At 70.8% G+C, this 16,301-nt stretch carries 16 protein-coding genes and 1 pseudogene; 6 read left to right on the forward strand and 11 right to left on the reverse strand.

Annotated features, from left to right (window positions below; translation table 11 throughout):
- Positions 1-73 precede the first annotated feature (73 nt).
- Together AB0M56_RS20235 and msrA are read left to right on the forward strand one after the other, a co-directional pair.
- Positions 74-976 (forward strand): LysR substrate-binding domain-containing protein, encoded by a 903-nt coding sequence (locus AB0M56_RS20235; protein WP_364178218.1) that lies wholly within the window; start codon positions 74-76, stop codon positions 974-976.
- Positions 973-1,473 carry a peptide-methionine (S)-S-oxide reductase MsrA gene (msrA, locus tag AB0M56_RS20240; protein WP_364178221.1) on the forward strand — a complete coding sequence of 167 codons (501 nt, stop codon included), beginning with the start codon at positions 973-975 and terminating at the stop codon, positions 1,471-1,473. The genes AB0M56_RS20235 and msrA overlap by 4 nt, the downstream gene beginning before the upstream one ends.
- Here the strand turns inward: msrA and AB0M56_RS20245 are convergent.
- The 5 genes from AB0M56_RS20245 to AB0M56_RS20265 form a co-directional block, all read right to left on the reverse strand.
- Positions 1,431-2,660, reverse strand: coding sequence for an MFS transporter (locus AB0M56_RS20245; RefSeq protein ID WP_364178224.1), 1,230 nt, complete (start codon positions 2,658-2,660; stop codon positions 1,431-1,433). The genes msrA and AB0M56_RS20245 overlap by 43 nt on opposite strands.
- Positions 2,661-2,743: 83 nt before the next feature.
- On the reverse strand, positions 2,744-3,031 hold the full coding sequence (locus AB0M56_RS20250; protein WP_364178226.1) for a hypothetical protein: 288 nt from the start codon (positions 3,029-3,031) through the stop codon (positions 2,744-2,746).
- Positions 3,028-3,486, reverse strand: coding sequence for a class I SAM-dependent methyltransferase (locus AB0M56_RS20255; protein WP_364178229.1), 459 nt, complete (start codon positions 3,484-3,486; stop codon positions 3,028-3,030). The genes AB0M56_RS20250 and AB0M56_RS20255 overlap by 4 nt, the downstream gene beginning before the upstream one ends.
- 62 nt (positions 3,487-3,548) lie before the next feature.
- A complete protein-coding gene (locus AB0M56_RS20260; protein ID WP_364178232.1) occupies positions 3,549-3,854 on the reverse strand; it encodes a hypothetical protein in 306 nt (101 codons plus the stop codon).
- A 551-nt stretch (positions 3,855-4,405) separates the two neighbouring features.
- Positions 4,406-5,173 carry an SDR family oxidoreductase gene (locus tag AB0M56_RS20265; RefSeq protein ID WP_364178234.1) on the reverse strand — a complete coding sequence of 256 codons (768 nt, stop codon included), beginning with the start codon at positions 5,171-5,173 and terminating at the stop codon, positions 4,406-4,408.
- Positions 5,174-5,254: 81 nt separating this feature from the next.
- On the opposite strand from AB0M56_RS20265, the gene AB0M56_RS20270 reads away from it, so the two are divergent.
- Positions 5,255-6,157 carry an AraC family transcriptional regulator gene (locus AB0M56_RS20270; RefSeq protein ID WP_364178237.1) on the forward strand — a complete coding sequence of 301 codons (903 nt, stop codon included), beginning with the start codon at positions 5,255-5,257 and terminating at the stop codon, positions 6,155-6,157.
- Between the two features lie 36 nt (positions 6,158-6,193).
- Here AB0M56_RS20270 and AB0M56_RS20275 read toward each other — a convergent pair whose 3' ends face one another.
- On the reverse strand, positions 6,194-7,786 hold the full coding sequence (locus AB0M56_RS20275; protein WP_364178240.1) for an APC family permease: 1,593 nt from the start codon (positions 7,784-7,786) through the stop codon (positions 6,194-6,196).
- 341 nt (positions 7,787-8,127) lie between these two features.
- Here AB0M56_RS20275 and AB0M56_RS20280 point away from each other — a divergent pair, with 341 nt between their 5' ends.
- Together AB0M56_RS20280 and AB0M56_RS20285 are read left to right on the forward strand one after the other, a co-directional pair.
- Complete coding sequence (locus tag AB0M56_RS20280) at positions 8,128-9,159, forward strand: LLM class flavin-dependent oxidoreductase (RefSeq protein ID WP_364178243.1); 1,032 nt, start codon at positions 8,128-8,130, stop codon at positions 9,157-9,159.
- A gap of 280 nt (positions 9,160-9,439) precedes the next feature.
- Positions 9,440-10,342, forward strand: coding sequence for a hypothetical protein (locus AB0M56_RS20285; protein WP_364178245.1), 903 nt, complete (start codon positions 9,440-9,442; stop codon positions 10,340-10,342).
- 247 nt (positions 10,343-10,589) lie between these two features.
- Here the strand turns inward: AB0M56_RS20285 and AB0M56_RS20290 are convergent, their stop codons facing one another.
- Positions 10,590-10,922: a DUF3459 domain-containing protein gene (locus tag AB0M56_RS20290; protein WP_364178247.1), complete on the reverse strand. Its 333-nt coding sequence runs from the start codon at positions 10,920-10,922 to the stop codon at positions 10,590-10,592.
- A 312-nt stretch (positions 10,923-11,234) separates the two neighbouring features.
- On the opposite strand from AB0M56_RS20290, the pseudogene AB0M56_RS20295 reads away from it, so the two are divergent.
- Positions 11,235-11,924: pseudogene (locus tag AB0M56_RS20295) on the forward strand (substrate-binding domain-containing protein); the annotation flags it as partial.
- A 156-nt stretch (positions 11,925-12,080) separates the two neighbouring features.
- Here AB0M56_RS20295 and AB0M56_RS20300 read toward each other — a convergent pair.
- From AB0M56_RS20300 to AB0M56_RS20315, 4 genes are read right to left on the reverse strand one after another with little or no spacing between them, the layout of a single operon-like run.
- Positions 12,081-12,968 (reverse strand): amidohydrolase family protein, encoded by an 888-nt coding sequence (locus AB0M56_RS20300; RefSeq protein WP_364178250.1) that lies wholly within the window; start codon positions 12,966-12,968, stop codon positions 12,081-12,083.
- The gene (locus AB0M56_RS20305; RefSeq protein ID WP_364178253.1) at positions 12,965-13,981 is read right to left on the reverse strand and encodes an amidohydrolase family protein; all 1,017 of its coding nucleotides are present in this window, start codon (positions 13,979-13,981) and stop codon (positions 12,965-12,967) included. The genes AB0M56_RS20300 and AB0M56_RS20305 overlap by 4 nt, the downstream gene beginning before the upstream one ends.
- Positions 13,978-14,871, reverse strand: a complete 894-nt coding sequence (locus AB0M56_RS20310) for a DUF1932 domain-containing protein (protein WP_364178256.1) — start codon at positions 14,869-14,871, stop codon at positions 13,978-13,980. Before AB0M56_RS20310 ends, AB0M56_RS20305 begins: the two co-directional genes overlap by 4 nt.
- Positions 14,868-16,229 (reverse strand): MFS transporter, encoded by a 1,362-nt coding sequence (locus AB0M56_RS20315; protein WP_364178258.1) that lies wholly within the window; start codon positions 16,227-16,229, stop codon positions 14,868-14,870. Before AB0M56_RS20315 ends, AB0M56_RS20310 begins: the two co-directional genes overlap by 4 nt.
- Between the last annotated feature and the right edge of the window lie 72 nt (positions 16,230-16,301).

The following is a 16,301-nucleotide window of genomic DNA, read 5'->3' on the forward strand; positions in this document are numbered from 1 at the left end:
GAACCGATGCCCACCGTTCGTGTCCACATGCCGATCGTGGACGTACTGTCCGGAATTCCTGGACAATGACGCCATGGACACCCGCAGGCTGCAGTTCCTCCTCGAGCTGTCGCGGCTCGGCTCGATGCGCGCCGTCGCGGATGTGCTCGACACCACCACGTCCACGGTGTCGCAGCAGATCGCCGCGCTGGCTCGGGAGACGGGCGCGCCGCTGCTCGAACCGGACGGCCGCCGCGTCCGCCTGACCCCGGCCGGGCAGCGGCTGGCCGAGCACGCCGTGACGATCCTGGCCGCCGTGGAGGCCGCGCGGGCGGACCTCGACCCGCACGCGGAGCCGGCGGGCACCGTGCGGGTGGCGGGTTTCGCCACGGCGATCAGGCGTGCGCTGCTGCCTGCGGCCGGCCGGCTGGCGCGGACGCATCCACGGGTGCGGCTGGTGATCAGCGAGTACGAACCTGCCGAAGCCATGACCCAGCTGCTGGCCGACGACGTCGACCTGGCGCTGATCTACGACTACGACCTCGCGCCCGCGACCACCGACCGGTCGCTCGACGTCCGTCCTCTGTGGACGGCCGCGTGGGGGCTGGGCGTGCCGGCGACGGACGCGGGCCGGGTGGCCGGCGAAGGCACGCTGGCCGTGTTCGAGGCGTTTCGCGACCACGACTGGATCGGCAACTCCCGCAACCGCGCCGACGAGGACGTGGTGCGCACGCTGGCGTCGATGGCCGGGTTCACCCCGCGCGTCACGCACCTGGCCGACAGCCTCGATCTCGTGGAGGACCTGATCGTCGCGGGGCCCGGCGTCGGGCTGCTGCCGGTCGCGCGCCCGACGCGGCTGGAGGTGGCGCTGCTGCCGCTGACCGGTCCGGACGTGCGGCTGCGCTCGTTCACGGCCACCCGGCGCGGGCGTGACGCATGGCCGCCGCTCGCGCTCGTGCTCGGCCTGCTGCGGCGCGGCTACGATGGCGAACCATGACCACGGAAAAGGCGATCCTCGCCGGCGGGTGTTTCTGGGGTATGGAGGAGCTGTTCCGCCACCAGCCCGGCGTCGTGTCCACGCGCGTCGGCTACAGCGGCGGCGACACACCCAACGCCACCTACCGCAACCACGGCACCCACGCCGAGGCCATCGAGGTCCTCTACGACCCCACCCAGACGGACTTCCGCAACCTGCTCGAGTTCTTCTTCCAGGTCCACGACCCGACCACGAAGAACCGCCAGGGCAACGACATCGGCATGAGCTACCGCTCCGCGATCTACTTCACCAACGACGAACAGAAAAAGGTCGCCGAAGACACCATCGCCGACGTCGAGGCCTCCGGCCTCTGGCCCGGCAAGGTCGTCACCGAGGTCACCCCGGCCGGCGACTTCTGGGAAGCCGAGCCCGAACACCAGAACTACCTGCAGACCTACCCGAACGGCTACACGTGTCACTTCCCGCGGCCGGGCTGGAAGCTGCCCAAGCGCGCCTGAGCGAGCTCGGCGTCGCGGAAGGCGGCGGGCGAGAGCTGCCACCACACCACCGCGGCGCCGGCCAGCTGGATCAACGCGCTCATCACCCACACCGCGCGCAGACTCACGTGCGCGGCGACGAACCCGCCCGCGAGCGCGCCGAGCGGTGTCAGTCCCCACGCGAGCGCGCGGTGGCTGGTGAGCACGCGGCCCAGCAGCGGCGACGGCGTGAAGCGCTGGCGTGAGGACTGGGAGCAGACGTTCCACACGAGCGTGGTGGCCGTGAGGAACACGAGCACCAGCCCCACGACCGGCGGCCACGGCGGCACCAAAGCGATGGCGAGCTGCGCCACCACCGCGCAGCTCTGCGCCAGCCGCATCGACCACGAGTAACCCAGCCGCCGCACCACCCAGTCCACCACGAACGACGACGCGACCCAGCCGACGGCCAGGCACGCGAGCAGCCCGCCGTAGCCGACGGGACCGAGGTGCAGCACCTGCGTCGCGAAGAGCACCAGCATCGCGTTGCCCGCGCTCGCCGCGAACGACCCCAGCGCGACGGTGATCGTGATCGACCGCAGCAGCGGCGTGCCCACCAGGTACCGCAGCCCTTCGCCGATGTCGCGCAACGGATGCGCCGGCGACTTCACCGGCGGCGGCGACGGAATCCCGCGTACCAAGGCGAACGCCACGACCGCCGCCGCCGCGGCGCCCCACGCCGGAATCCCCGCCCCGATCCCCAGCAGCACGCCCGTCGCCGGCGGGACGACGAACTGCACCAGCCCCCGGTCGATCACCTGCAGGCGCGCGTTCGCCGCCGCCAGCCGGTCGGGCCCCACGACGTCCGGCACGAGCGCGCCGCTGGCCCCGTCGCCGAACACCTGCGCCGTGGTGACCACGAACGCCACCACCGCCACCACGGGCAGGCTCAGTTCATGCAGCGATCCGGCGACGGCGAGCGCCACGACGGCCGCGATGAGCACGGCGTACGCCCCCGCCAGCACCGACGTCCGCCGCACCCGGTCGATCACCACGCCCGCGAACAACGACAACAGCAACCACGGCGCCTGCCCGGCCACCGTCACCAGCGAGATCTCCCGCGGATCCGTCGTGATCGACACGGCCAGCAGCGGAATCGCCGAGAGCACCAGGCCTTCCCCCGCCGACCCGAACACCGCGACCAGCTGCAACCGCCCCCACGACCCCATACCGGCGAGTCTGGTGGCGGGGTCAAGTGATTTTCTTGCCGGCTAAGCCTTTCCGACGGCGAGGAGGTGCGCACTGGCGTCCATCAGGTGCGGATCCCGCTCGACCAAACGGGCGCACCGCAGCGCCGAATCCAGATGCTCGTCTCGTCCCGGATGGCCGCGCCCGCCACGTCGAGCGCGGCCCAGGCGGGGCCTTCCACGCCGAACACCTCGACGTCGCGCCCGCCGGCGGTCTGGACCTCGACCCCCAGCTCCGCGGCGGTGTGGAAGTGCGCGGGGACGAATCCGACGTGCCCGTCGTAGTTTCCGGTGCCGATGACCTCGCCGACGGCGCCGGCCATCCGCGCGTCGAGGCGACCGGTCGTGCTCACCTCCAGCAGCGACAGGTACCGGCTGATCGCCGCGGCGAACAAGACCCCGCCAGGACGGAGCACTCGCAGCGCTTCGGCCAGCGCCAGCGCGCGGTCCCCGACCTCGATGAGGTGGTACAGCGGCCGAAAAGCAGGACAACGTCGGCGCTCGCGTCCGGCCACGTGAGCGCCCGCGCGTCGCCGAGTTCGGCCGAGACGCCGGGAATCCCGGCCGCGACCTCGACGTGCCGGGGCACGGGGTCGACGACGTGCACGGAGTGACCGTCGGCGGCGAGCCAGCGCGCGTGCACGCCGGTCCCGCCGCCGACGTCGAGCACCCGCTGTGCCGTCCGGGTCAGCGCCCGGCGGACCAGTTCCCGCGTCCGCAGGAACTCCAGCTTCCCGTGCGCCGAGCGGGTCAGCCGGGTGTCTTCGTCGGTGCCGCTGCCGTAGAACTCGGTGAGGTTCGCCGTCATGACACCCGAGGATGATCGCGGCCCACGCCGCGCCGCAACCGAGAATCCGGCGCCGCCGCCGGTCAGCTTCCGAACGCCCAGGCCACCATCAGCGGGAACTCCGCAGCCCAGAACGGGCCGCCGTGATCGCCGACCCGCTGCGTCAGCACGACGTCCGCGCCGGCATCGCGCAGCGCGTCCGCCCACCGAGTCGCGTTCCTCGCGAAGAACGGCTCCAGCGTGCCCGCGACCAGGTAGACGCGCGGTAGCGGGCTCGGCATCGCGGCGGGCGGGCGGTAGCCGGCGCCCGGAGAAGCGGAAAAGACCGCACCGTAGACGTCCGGATGCCGAAGGCCCATTGCCAGCGAGAGCTCGCCACTCGCCGACACACCGCACACCGCACACCGCCGTGCGTTCGGCGGGCAATGCGACGCCGAAGCGCGACCGCACCCATCGGCGGACGTCCCCGGCGAAGAACCGCTCATGCGCGGCGAACCGGTCCTGGTCGAACGACGGCGAGTACTCCTGGATGCGCACCGTCTCGTCCTCGTCGGCGCTCCGGTGGGCGCCGACGATCATCGTGGACGGCCCGCCGGCGGCTTCCAGGTGGCCGCCCCACCGCGAGATCAGCTGACCATCACCGGCGAACACGATCGCCTCGGGCGGATCCGGCGGCACGTACACCGTGACCCGCCGTCCACCGTCGTACTCGAAGATCTCGGTGACCACTTCACCCGCCACCCGACCGGCCCGCGCCGGTTCCGGCGCTGCCGCAGGATCGTTGCCGCCCGCAGCCGCTCGATCGTCCATGCCCCACACCTCGATCTTCAGCCCTCGCCGGCCGGTCGACAGCACTCTGCAACGTAGTCCTGAACCCCCCGCGAGATTCATCCGGCGAGGACATCGTGACCGAGCCGACCGTGCGGCGGGCGAATCCGGCTCAGCCCACCGGCGACGGCGCCGTCGTGACCCAGCCGCCGTCGACGGTGAGTGTCTGGCCGGTGATGTACGACGACGCTGGGGAAGCGAAGAACAACACGGCAGCAGCGACATCGTCCGGCTCGCCGACCCGGCCCAGCGGCACCGTCTCCAGGTACTTGGCCCGGGCCGAGTCGTCGTCGACGATCCAGGCGCCGAGCGTGGTGCGGACAGCGCCGGGGCTGACGGCGTTGAAGCGGACGCCGAGGGAGCCCCACTCGGCGGCCAGCGCACGGGTGGCGGCTTCGGCGCCGGCACGGAGTCCACTGTAGACGGACAAGCCGGGCAGGCCCTGGTGGGCGGCGCCCGACGACAAGGTGACGACACTGCCACCACCGCGCGCGGCCATGCCGGCGGCGGCGAGGCCGGACAGCACGATCGGGGCGCGCAGGTACACCGCCCAAGCCTCGTCGACGTCGGCGAGCCGTAGCCGGTCGGCGAAGCCCGCGCCTGTGCCGCTGCCTGCGTTGTTGACGAGGACGTCGACAGGGCCCGCCGCGGCGAGGATCTCGGCTGGGGCGTCCGGGCGCGCCAGGTCGGCGGCGACCACGTCGGCGTCACCCGGGAGCTCGCGCGCCACCGCGGCCAGGGTCTCCGCGAACCGGCCGACCAGCACCACCCGCGCGCCGGCCTCCGACAGCACCCGGCTCACGGCGGCGCCGATCCCGCGGCTCGCTCCGGTGACGAGGGCGGTCCTGCCGGTCAGGTCGAACAGTTCGGTGATCTTCATACGACCCACGCTAGAACCGCCGAGCCGGACGAGTGTTACCTTCAGATCCGCAATCGTTGTCCGATCGTCCAGGAGCACCCCATGGATCCCGTGGAGGACGTGCTCACCGCGATGCGGATCGAGCAGTCGCGGTACGTGCGGATCGAGGCCGGCGCGCCTTGGGGCATCGCCTTCCACTCGCCCGAGACCACCCGCCTCGTGCTGATCGCCTCCGGTTCGTGCGTCCTCACGGGCGACGCCGTGGGCGAACCGCGCCGGCTCGCGGCGGGCGACTGCTTCGTCGTCCGCGCCGGCGCGCGGTTCACGCTAGAGGACGAGCCCGGCCGCGACCTCGCCGAGTGCGAATCCCTGTTCACCGACCCGGAACGCACCGTCGCGACGCACGGCGGGAACGGTGAACGCACCGACATCGTGTCCGGCCGGTTCTCCTTCGACGCCACCGCGGCCGAGCCGCTGTTCGCGATGCTGCCCCCGCTGTTCCCGCTCGACCTGCGCGGCGAGGCCGGGGAGCAGCTGCACGCGACGTTCGACCTGCTCGCCCGCGAGGAGGCCGCCGCGGGCCTCGGCTCCCGGCTCGTGACCAGCCGGCTCGCGGACGTGCTGTTCGTCCAGGCCGTCCGCGCGTTCTGCGAAACCGGAGGCGGCGACCTCGGCTGGCTCGCCGCTCAGCGCGACCCCCGCCTCGCGGCCGCCATGCGCGCGTTGCACGCCGACCTCGCGCACCCGTGGACGGTCGAAACACTGGCCCGCGAGGCCGGCCTTTCGCGCTCGGCGTTCGCGGCCGCCTTCCGGGCCGTGGTCGGCGAGACCCCGCTGGGCTACCTCACGTCGTGGCGGCTGCACCAGGCCAAGCGACTCCTTCGCGAGACCGACCTCAGCGTCGCGCAGATCGCCGCTCGGGTGGGCTACGAATCCAACGCCGCGCTCACCCGCGTGTTCAGCCGCCGCGAAGGAACGACGCCCGGGGCGTGGCGGCGCCGGTGACCGGTCGCCCGCATGGGAAACCGGTCACCCGCGAGCTCACTGCACGGCCAGCTCCAGCGCCTCCCGCTCGACCGCTGCCTTCACCTTGTCACTGTCGACGGCGAGGTTCACGGCCCAGTAGAACACCGCCAGGCTGAACACGATCACCACCAGCAGGTCGATCCACTCGGGCAGGGCGCTGATGTTGCCCGACTCGCCGTAGCGGCCGAAGTAGCCGATGAGCACGTGGCCGGCGAGCCACGGCACGATCCACTGCGCGGCCTTCCAGTCGATCGGGATGCGTTCCAGCTTGGGGCTCGTCACACGCGCGATGAGGAACAGGCCGAAGCCGATCACCACGGCGATCATGATCTTCCACGTGGTGTCGAAGCCGCTCCAGTAGATGATCAGATTCGCGGCGACGAACCCCGCGGGCGCCAGCACCTTCGGCATCGGCGCGCGGTACGGGCGCGGGCGGTCCGGGTCGCGCCTGCGCAGCGCGATCATCGAGACCGGGGCGAACGCGTACATCAGCGCGGTTGCCGAGGTGATCACGCTGACCAGCGACTGCCAGCTCGGGAACGGCAGGAACGCGATCTCGCCGACCACGAACGACAGACCGATCGACCACACCGGCACCCCGCGCACGTTGAGCTTGCCCAGACCCTTCGGCAGCGTGCGCTCGTGGCCCATCGCGTACGACAGGCGCGCCGACGTGCCGAGGTAGAGCATGCCCGTGCCGGCCGGGGAGACGAAGGCGTCGGCGTAGAGCACGTACGACAGCCAGCCGGCGCCGGCGAGGGTCGCCAGCGTGGCGTACGGGCCGAAGGAGCCTTGCGCGATCGGGTTGTCCCAGCCCTTGAGCAGCGCGGCCGGGTCGAGCGCGCCGATGAACGCGACCTCCAGCAGCAGGTAGACGATCGTGCCGATGACCATCGCGACGATGATCGCGCGCGACAGGTCCTTCTGCGGGTCGCGCGCCTCGCCGCCCACCTGCACGGCCTGTTCGAAGCCCTGCAGCGCGAACACCACGCCGACCGGCAGCGCGGCGAAGATGCCGTGGGCGCCGTGCGGCGCGAAGCCGCCGCCCGCGGTGAAGTTGCCCGGGTGGAACCGCAGCGACAGCAGCACGACCACGGTCAGCACCGGCACCGCGGTCTTCCAGATCACCGTCGCCGAATTGCTTTCCGACAGCAATTTCACGCCGACGAGGTTGATCATGGTGAAGATCGCCATCAGCAGCGTCGCCCAGCCGAATCCGCTCGCGGTGAGCGTCCCCGAAGGACTCAGCAGATTCAGGTGTTCCTTGATCCAGGTGACGTTGTCGAGGTATTCGAGACTCGCCTCGACCTCCACCGGCGCGAGCGCCACCGCCTGCAGCCACGCCACCCAGCCGCCGACGAACCCGCCGAGCACCCCGTACGCGAGCGCGGGGTACCGGGCCGTGCCGCCGGCGACCGGGTAGGCCGCGCCGAGTTCCGCGTGGACCAGGGCGAGCGTCGCCATGATTACCGCGGTGAGCACCCACGAAACGAGCGATGCGGGACCCGCCACCTTCGCCGCCTTGAGCGCGCCGAGCAGCCACCCTGAGCCGATGATCGAGCCGAGCGAAACGAACATCAGGCCGTAGAAACCGACCGATCTGCGCATTTTCGGCGAAGTGCCCGCAGATGCGATTTTCTGGGCGGGTTCAACCATGAATGAGCCTCGATCCGAATTTTCGGGAACTTTGTCCGAATGATCCGCGCCAGTACCTGTTTTCAGGGTTTCCGACAAGCCTCCGAATGCTTTTCTGACGCGATCACAACGCGTGATTCTGGCGCGGGCGGCGACAGAGTGGAACCTTGGCCCCGTTACAAGTTAGTTTCGGTCCAGGAAACCGGACTTCCCGTGATGTTCCGACGGAGTGTTCCAGACCACACCGGAACCGGAACAATCCCGGCGCCGTCGAGGTTGATCCACGGCAAGACCCGGAGCCAGGAGGAACTGCCGTGCCGATCACCTCGGAACCGTTGCGCAAGCTGGGTTTCCTCACGATCGGGCTGTTCGACGAGGCCGATCCCGCCGCCGGCCACGAGTCGACGCTGCAGGTCATCCAGCTCGGCGAGGAGCTCGGTTTCGACAGCGCGTGGGTGCGCCACCGGCACCTGCAGTTCGGCATCTCGTCGCCCGTCGCGGTTCTGGCCGCCGCCACGCAACGCACGAGCCGCATCGAGCTGGGCACCGCCGTGATCCCTCTGGGCTGGGAAAATCCGCTGCGCCTCGCCGAAGACCTCGCCACGGTCGACGTCCTCTCCGGCGGGCGCCTCAACCCCGGCCTGAGCGTCGGCGAGCCGCGCCACTACGACCACCTCGCGCCCGCGCTGTACCCCGACACCGCGTCGGCCGAGGACTTCAGCTACCAGCGCGTGGAGCGCCTCCTGGGCTTCATCCGTGGCGAGAAAGCCACGGACTTCAGCGGCACCGAGGGCATCGAGGAGTACTCGCCCCGCGTCCAGCCGCACTCCCCCGGCCTCGCCGACCGCCTCTGGTACGGCGGCGGCAGCACCCGCTCCGCCCGCTGGGCCGGCGAGCACCGCATGAACTACCTGGCCAGCAGCGTCGTGCGCGCCGAGGACCCCGACGCCACGGAGATCGACTTCGCGGCCATCCAGGCCGCCCAGATCCGCGAGTTCCGCGCCCACCACCCCCTCGGGGCCGACGCCCGCGTGTCACAGGGTCTGGTCGTCATCCCGACCGACAGCGCGAGCCCCGAGCAGCGCGCGAAGTACGAGGCGTACGCCGCTTCCCGCCTGCCCCGCGTCGGCAAGGCCCACGGCCCGGCCCGCATGACCTTCGCGGAAGACCTGGTGGGCACGTCGGCTTCCATCGCCGAACGGCTCTACGCGGATGCCGCGTTCCGGGAGGTGTCGGAGGTCGCGTTCGCGCTGCCCTTCACCTTCGAGCACGCCGACTACGTGCAGATCCTCACGGACATCGCCACCCGGCTGGGCCCTGAGCTGGGCTGGAAACCGGCCGCCTGATCTTCGGCGCGAGCTCCCTCACCGGGGTGAGTTGCGGCCGGGACAACCCCGCGCGAGACGATCCGCGACTCACCGTGCGCTATGCTTCGTCGCGCACCGTGCGGGCGCTGCTGGTGTCGCCCACCCGGCAACCCGGGCGACGGAACCACCGAACAGCACGAACGACTGATCGCACCCTCGTGGGTGTCTGAAGAACCATGGCTGGATCCCTCCTCGCCGAGCCGGGCGGTGACGAAGGAAGGACTCTGCCGTGACTGCTTCAGTCTCTGAGCTCGCGTCGGTGCGCCGGCGGTTCACCGGTGAGACGCGCCAAGAAGCCCACAAGGCGATCAGCGCCGACCTCGCGATCACCGAAGCCGCGCGGGAAAAGGCGATTCTCGCAGCGCATTCACTGCACCAACGGGTGCTTGAGACTTCGCTCTTGCTTGCCGTCAGGTATTCGGCGCACCGGACCGCAGGGCACCGAGTGTTCAAAAAGGTCAGTCCGCGCTGCGATGCCCTCGTGGTCAGCCTTGCCGACGATGCCGCGACCCGATTCTTCCGCGCGCTGCTGGCGCCTCTCGAACCGAACGAAGGCCGCGACGGCATTCCGGGCCTGCGCTTCACCTTCACCCAGAACAACCTTGAGCTGCGCCTGCTCGATGTGGACGGCAGGGTCACTCCCTGCCGTGTTGTGGTCCGCGGCATCAAAGAGGACGACTGGACCCGAATCTGGGGCGCTATCCGGCACACGGCGTACGGCGGAAAGTGCGTGGACCCGCGCCTCGAGTGTTCGCCGCAGCTGAGCTCGGGCGAACGGCACGGTTACGATTTCCACTGGCAGCACTGCGGTCCGGTCGCGCTCGGCAGCGCCATGCTGCGCCGCATCGGGCTGGTCGCGAACGCTGCCGCGATCGACGTCTGGAGCAGTTTGGGCGGGACTGCGCTCCACCTCGAAACGGAGCAGGGTCCTTCGGTGTTCTCGCTGGTCGAAGATCTCTGCGACCCCGTGGCCGGAATCCTCGGGGAAGGCGTCGTTCTCGATGGGACACGAGGACCGGTCAAGCCTTCGGCGACATTCGCGCGGATCGTCGACCGGAGCCCGACTCCGGACAGGTTCGTCGGCCGGCTGCGAGACCAGGGCGAGCCCCCTGCGCTCGCTTTGCGCACCGTCGGCCGACCGAGTGCGGCGGCGAACCGGTGACCACCGTTCCCCGCGGGACCGACCGCCTCACCTTCCTCCAGTTGCTCGACCGGGTCCTCACCTCCGACGATCGCACTCGGCGTGCGCGGGATCTGGTCCGGACCGTTGCCCTTTCCGCGACGGGGCTGCTCGCGGCCCTCGCAGTGCTTGCGGTCAGCCTCGGTTCCACCGGGTTCGTGCGCGTCGCGACCGCCGTCGTCGCGTTGCTGGGTGCGGCGGTCGGAAGCGCCGTTGCCGTAGTGCGGCGTCAGCGGCGGAAGACGACGGCTTCCCAAGGCCGTAGCCGCGCCCCCACCGAAGCGGGGCCCGGGTAGTTGCCCATGAGCAGCGACGCGTCGGACCAACCATCCACAGCGGACGAAGGCACGTCGAGCGGTGAACCCGACCAGTTGGCCGGCACCAGCAACCCGTGGTCATCGTCCACCCGGGTGAAGGCGAACAACGTGGGGTAATGAGGTTCCAGCAGCGAGTACCGGCCCGAGACCACCAGCGGCTCCGAGTAGCGCAAAGCGATCAACCGGCGGTAGTGCGAAAACACCGAAGCCGGATCGTCCACTTGGGACTCGACGTTGATCGTCACGTGGTTCGGGTTCACCCGAAGCCAAGGCGTACCCGAAGTGAAGCCGGCCTCTGACGAGGCGTCCCACTGCATCGGGGTGCGGGCGTTGTCGCGGGAGCGCGAAGGGCCGCCAGAACCGCAACGGGAGACTGACCCAACGGACCCGTCGCCTCGAAGTAGTGGTTGCGGGACTGGATGTCGGCCATGCGCGAGCGCGTCCGCTCGGCCACGGAGCGCCTCGGCTACCAGCCGAACCAGTCCGGCCGCACGCTGCGCCGCGGCGCGACCGGCACGGTCGCGCTCGTGATGCAGACCGACACCGCGCGCACCGCGATGGGCGAGACGTTCTACTTCAGCGTCTGCGACGGCCTGCAGCAGGAGCTCGCAAAACGCTCGATGGACCTGGTGCTGCTGCCGGTCGGGCCGGCCAAGGACCCCTACCGGTACCTGGTCAACGCCGTCGACCGGCACATCGCCGACGCGTACGTCATCTCCAACACCCACCGCGTCGACCGGCGGGTGGAGCTGCTCACCGAGCGGGGCGGGCCGTTCGTGGCGCTCGGCCGCAGCGGACCCGAGGGCCACGCGTGGCTCGACCTGGACTTCGAGGGCGTCGCGGCGGAGACGGTGGAGCGGCTCGTGGCCGCAGGCCACACGCCGATCGCGCTGGCCTACGACGACGGAGACGTCAGCAGCACCTGGGAGTACGCCCGCGGCTGCCGGCAGGCGCTGGCCTCGCACGGGTTCGAGCCCACCGCCGAGATACGCCTGCCCGACACGCCCGAGGGCGGCGGGCTGCTCGCCGAACGCCTGCCGGCGATGACGCCGGCGCCGACGGCCGTGATGCTGGCGCAGGAGACACTCGCGCTCGGGCTCTACCGCCGCTTCGCCGAGGCCGGTGTGCGGCCGGGCACGGACCTGGCCGTGGCGGGGTTCCGCAAGAACCCGGTGTGCGACTACCTCGTGCCGTCGCTGACCACGTTCGCGGTCTCACTGCGGCGGCTCGGCGAGATCGTGCTCGCCCGCGTCGCGTCGGCGAAGGACCCGGTGCAGGAGGTCTGGCCGATGACGATCTCCCCGGCGACAGCGGCATCGCTCCCCCGCGTGTCGCCGAACGGCCGGGCTGAGCCGGGCCGTCCACTTCGGACGGCCCGGTTCCCCGGCTCGGTCGATTCCCGTTCACTCAGCCCAGTAGAGCCGCATCGGGTTGTCCACCAACAGCTTCTGCCGCGCTTCGGCGCTCGGCGCGATGCGGGGCACGAAGTCGACCAGCGTACCGTCGTCGGGCATGTGGCTCTTCATGTTGGGGTGCGGCCAGTCCGTGCCCCACAGGACGCGGTCCGGGAACTCTTCCACGAGCGCGCGGCCGAAGGGCACCACGTCGTCATACGGCGGGCCGGCCACCGTGAGGCGTTCCGGGCCGGTGACCTTCACGTGGAAGTTCGCGTGCTCGCGCAGCAGCGTGCGGAAGCGGCCGAACTCCGGGCCGTCGACGGGTTTCGTCACGTCCGGGCGGCCCATGTGGTCCACCAGGACCGTGGTCGGCAGCGAGGTGAACAGGTCCCACTTCTCGGCGAGGTCCGCGGCCTCGAAGTAGATCACGATGTGCCAGCCCAGCGGCGCGATCCGCGCGACCAGGTCGTGGTAGTACGCGTCGGGTTTCGGGTCCACGAGCCGGCGGACGAAGTTCAGCCGGATACCGCGCACGCCGGCCGCGTGCAGCCGAGCGAGCTCCTCGTCGGACTCGGTGCCGCGGATCGTCGCGATGCCGCGTGAGCGCTCGCCCGCCGCGTCGAGCGCGTCGACCAGAGCGCTGTTGTCGGCGCCGTGGCAGGTCGCCTGCACGATCACCTGGCGCTCGATGCCCAGGAAATCGCGCAGGGCGAACAGCTGCTCCTTGCCGGCGTCGGTCGGCGTGTACTTGCGTTCCGGTGCGTACGGAAACTTGTCGCCCGGGCCGAACACGTGCGTGTGCACATCGACGGTGCCCGGCGGGAGCACGAAGGCCGGCTTCGACGGTTCGGGGTCGTAGGAGAGCCAGCCGGGGTCGGCCGTGAACGCGCTCACACGCCCCTCGCCTTCAGCGCCTGGTCCAGGCGCGGGTAGACGCGGCGCACGTTGCCCTCGTACACCTTCGTCTTGTCCTCATCGGACAGCCCGAGCGCGTCGACGTAGCGGCGGGTGTCGTCGAAGTGGTGCCCGGTGCGCGAGTCGATGCCCCGCACGGCCCCGACCATCTCCGAGCCGAACAGCACGTTGTCCACGTTGATCACGTCGAAGAGCAGGTTGATGCCCGGCTGGTGGTACACGCACGTGTCGAAGAAGACGTTCGGCAGCACCCCCTCGTCGGGCTCCGGGCGGCCGAGCATGTCGGCGAGCCCGCGGTAGCGGCCCCAGTGGTAGGGCACCGCTCCGCCGCCATGCGGGATCACGAAGCGCAGTGCCGGGAAGTCGGTGAACAGGTCCGACTGCAGGAACTGCATGAACGCCGTGGTGTCGGCGTTGAGGTAGTGCGCGCCCGTGGCGTGGAAGCTCGGGTTGTCCGAGGCCGACACGTGCACCATGGCCGGCACGTCGAGCTCCACCATGGCTTCGTAGAACGGGTACCAGCTCTTGTCCGTGAGCGGCGGCGCCGTCCAGTGCCCGCCGCTCGGGTCGGGGTTGAGGTTGCAGCCCACGAACCCGAGCTCCTCCACGCAGCGGCGCAGCTCGGCCACGGAGTGCTCCACCGGCACGCCCGGTGACTGCGGCAGCTGACAGACGCCGACGAACTTCTCGGGGTAGAGCGTGGTCACACGGTGGACGAGGTCGTTGCACACCCGCGCCCACTCGGTGCTCACGGCCTCGTCACCGATGTGGTGGCCCATCGCCGACGCGCGCGGCGAGAACACCGTGAGGTCCACGCCGCGGTCGGCCATCAGCCCGAGCTGGCCCTGCACCGATTCGCGCAGCTCGTCGTCGCCGATCTCCGGGTACGCCGGGGCGGCGGTGCCCGCGTCGAACGCGGCGCGCTGCGCGTCCCGCCAGCTCGTGTGGGCCGCGGGCACGGTCGTGTAGTGGCCGTGACAGTCGATGATCACTCGGTGTCGCCTTTCGGGTCTTCTTCGGACATTCGCGTGCGGACCGCGTCGAGCAGCGGCAGCAGCCGAGACTCCAGCTCGCCGAGGTCCGCGGGCCGGTGGGTCGCCGCCCAGTCCTGGCGGCGCGCGATCGCCTCCGCCATCACGGGCTCGACGCCCGTCTCGGCCACGGTCACCGCGGCTTCCCGCAGCTCCTCGGCCCGGCGGACGCCGTGCTCCAGCGAGCGGGAGATCATGTACGCGGCGAGGCTTTCCCAGTCGTCGCTGGGCAGCAGGTTCGACAGCGACCCGAGGACGCGTCCCTCCACGCCCCACTCGCGCGCGGCGAGCAGCGACTCAGTGAGCAGGGCTTCGACGCCCTTGATCACCACGGAGCGGCAGAGCTTGGTGGCCGCGGCCCGGCCGACCACGTCGGCGTAGACCTCCAGCCCGGTGAAGCCGAGCGGGCGCGCGAACTCAGCGAACTCCGCCGCGTGCGGGCCGCCGAGCAGCGTCGGGGCCGCGAGCCGCTTGGGGTTGATCGGCGACATCACGGCGGCCTCGACGTAGCGGCCGCCGGCCTTCTCGATCACCTCGGCCGAGGCCTGCTTCTGGCCGGGTGCCGCGGAGTTGAGGTCGAGGAACCAGCAGCCGGCGGGCAGCCCGCCGGCGATCGACTGGGCCGCGGTGAGGTCGTTGGCCGCGGTCACGGCGCTGATCACCAGATCGGCTTCGCGCACGGCGTCGTGGGCGTCCACAGCGGACACCAGCCCGAACCGTTCGGCGTTGCGCGCTGCAGCGCTCGCCGGATCCGCCAGCGCCACGTCCCACGCCGCGAGCTCCACCCCGGTGAGGTCTTCCGCCAGCACGGAACCCACCTCACCGAGGCCCAGCAACGCGATCTTCGTCACGCTGTCACCGCCTTCGGCTGCGGCTGGCCCGCGGCCGCGACACCGAGGTCGACGTCCTTGGTCTCCGGGCCGATCAGCGAGCCGACCAACACGAGCGCGCCACCGAGCACCAGCAGCGCCGCGGCCGTGAAGCCCGACGGCATGATGTGCTCCAGCCAGCCCTGGTAGTAGGCGTAGAACGAGGTCAGGATCAGCGGCATGCTGTAGCCGAGACCGAACCCGCTGCCGCGCACGGCCGGAGGGAACCGCTCACACAGGTACGACGGCGTGACGGCGAACGTGCTGCCGCCCGAGAGCCGGATCACGAGCGTGAGCAGCAGCACCGCGCCGAACCCGGAGTACCAGCCGAGGCTGATCGTCGCGAACGCGCCGGCGCAGACCACGCCGATGCCGATGCCGGACCACGCGAGGAACTTGCGCCGGCCGATCTTCTCCGACAGCAGCCCGAGGAACGGGAACAGCACGGAGTGGATCGCCTGCACGATCACCAGCGCCGCCGTCACCTGCGTCGCGGACACGTGTGCCTGGTACTGCAGAGCGCTCGGCAACAGGCCGGAGGCGAGGTTGGACGCGAACCAGATGCCGCTCATGATCACGAAGACCTGGAGGAACTGCTTGCGCGAGGATCCCACGAGCACGTCGCGGATCGGCGTGCGCGACTTCTTCGCCGACTTCCACGTCTCGGACTCCTCGACCGTGCGCGAGAAGTACACGCAGAACACCACGCACAGCAAGGCTCCCACGAGGAACGGCACCCGCCAGCCCCACTGCGAGTAGGCCGAGTTCGTGCCGCCCGAGGGCGCGATGCGCAGCATGATGAACGTCACCAGCGAGATCGCGCAGTACGAGATCGGGAAGCCCATGCCCACGAGCCCGCCGTACCAGCCGCGCTTGCCGGTGGGCGCCGCCTCCATGGCGAGCGGCGTGGCGCCGGTGTACTCGCCGCCGAGGAACACGCCGTCGATCAGCCGCAGCACCACCATCAGCACGACACCGAGCAGGCCCACGGCGTGGTAGCCGGGCAGCAGCGCGATGAGCAGCGTGCAGATGCCGCAGCCGGTGATCGACCACAGCGTCACGCGGCGGCGCCCGACCTTGTCGGCCAGGCGGCCGAAGATGAGCGAACCGAGCGGCCGGCCGATGAGGGTGGCCACGAAGATCAGCGACGTGATCACGGCCCGGCTCCCCGGGGAGACCGCGGGCGGGAGGAAGTAGTTCATCGCCGGAGTGAGCGCGACCACCGGCAGGTAGACGTCGAACATGTCGACGAAAAAGCCGAAGGAAGCGCCGATCACGGCGTTGCGGGTCGAAGTCTTGGCCCCTCTGGCGGCGGGCGGTGACGTGGCCGGTCCGGTCATCGTCGAGATCATCTCCTGTCGTCCCGGACGCATCCTCGCGGCCGGCTGGGTCTGCCGGGGAACCTAACCCGG

The organism is Amycolatopsis sp. NPDC051372 (assembly GCF_040682095.1).
In the GTDB taxonomy this organism is placed as follows: domain Bacteria; phylum Actinomycetota; class Actinomycetes; order Mycobacteriales; family Pseudonocardiaceae; genus Amycolatopsis.

Bases quoted from the DNA above. Each gene is read 5' to 3' on its own strand.
- AB0M56_RS20255 (WP_364178229.1), bottom strand. From the start codon at position 3,486: ATGACGGCGAACCTCACCGAGTTCTACGGCAGCGGCACCGACGAAGAC.
- AB0M56_RS20270 (WP_364178237.1), top strand. From the start codon at position 5,255: ATGGATCCCGTGGAGGACGTGCTCACCGCGATGCGGATCGAGCAGTCG.
- AB0M56_RS20235 (WP_364178218.1), top strand. From the start codon at position 74: ATGGACACCCGCAGGCTGCAGTTCCTCCTCGAGCTGTCGCGGCTCGGC.
- msrA (WP_364178221.1), top strand. From the start codon at position 973: ATGACCACGGAAAAGGCGATCCTCGCCGGCGGGTGTTTCTGGGGTATG.
- AB0M56_RS20265 (WP_364178234.1), bottom strand. From the start codon at position 5,173: ATGAAGATCACCGAACTGTTCGACCTGACCGGCAGGACCGCCCTCGTC.
- AB0M56_RS20275 (WP_364178240.1), bottom strand. From the start codon at position 7,786: ATGCGCAGATCGGTCGGTTTCTACGGCCTGATGTTCGTTTCGCTCGGC.
- AB0M56_RS20315 (WP_364178258.1), bottom strand. From the start codon at position 16,229: ATGACCGGACCGGCCACGTCACCGCCCGCCGCCAGAGGGGCCAAGACT.
- AB0M56_RS20245 (WP_364178224.1), bottom strand. From the start codon at position 2,660: ATGGGGTCGTGGGGGCGGTTGCAGCTGGTCGCGGTGTTCGGGTCGGCG.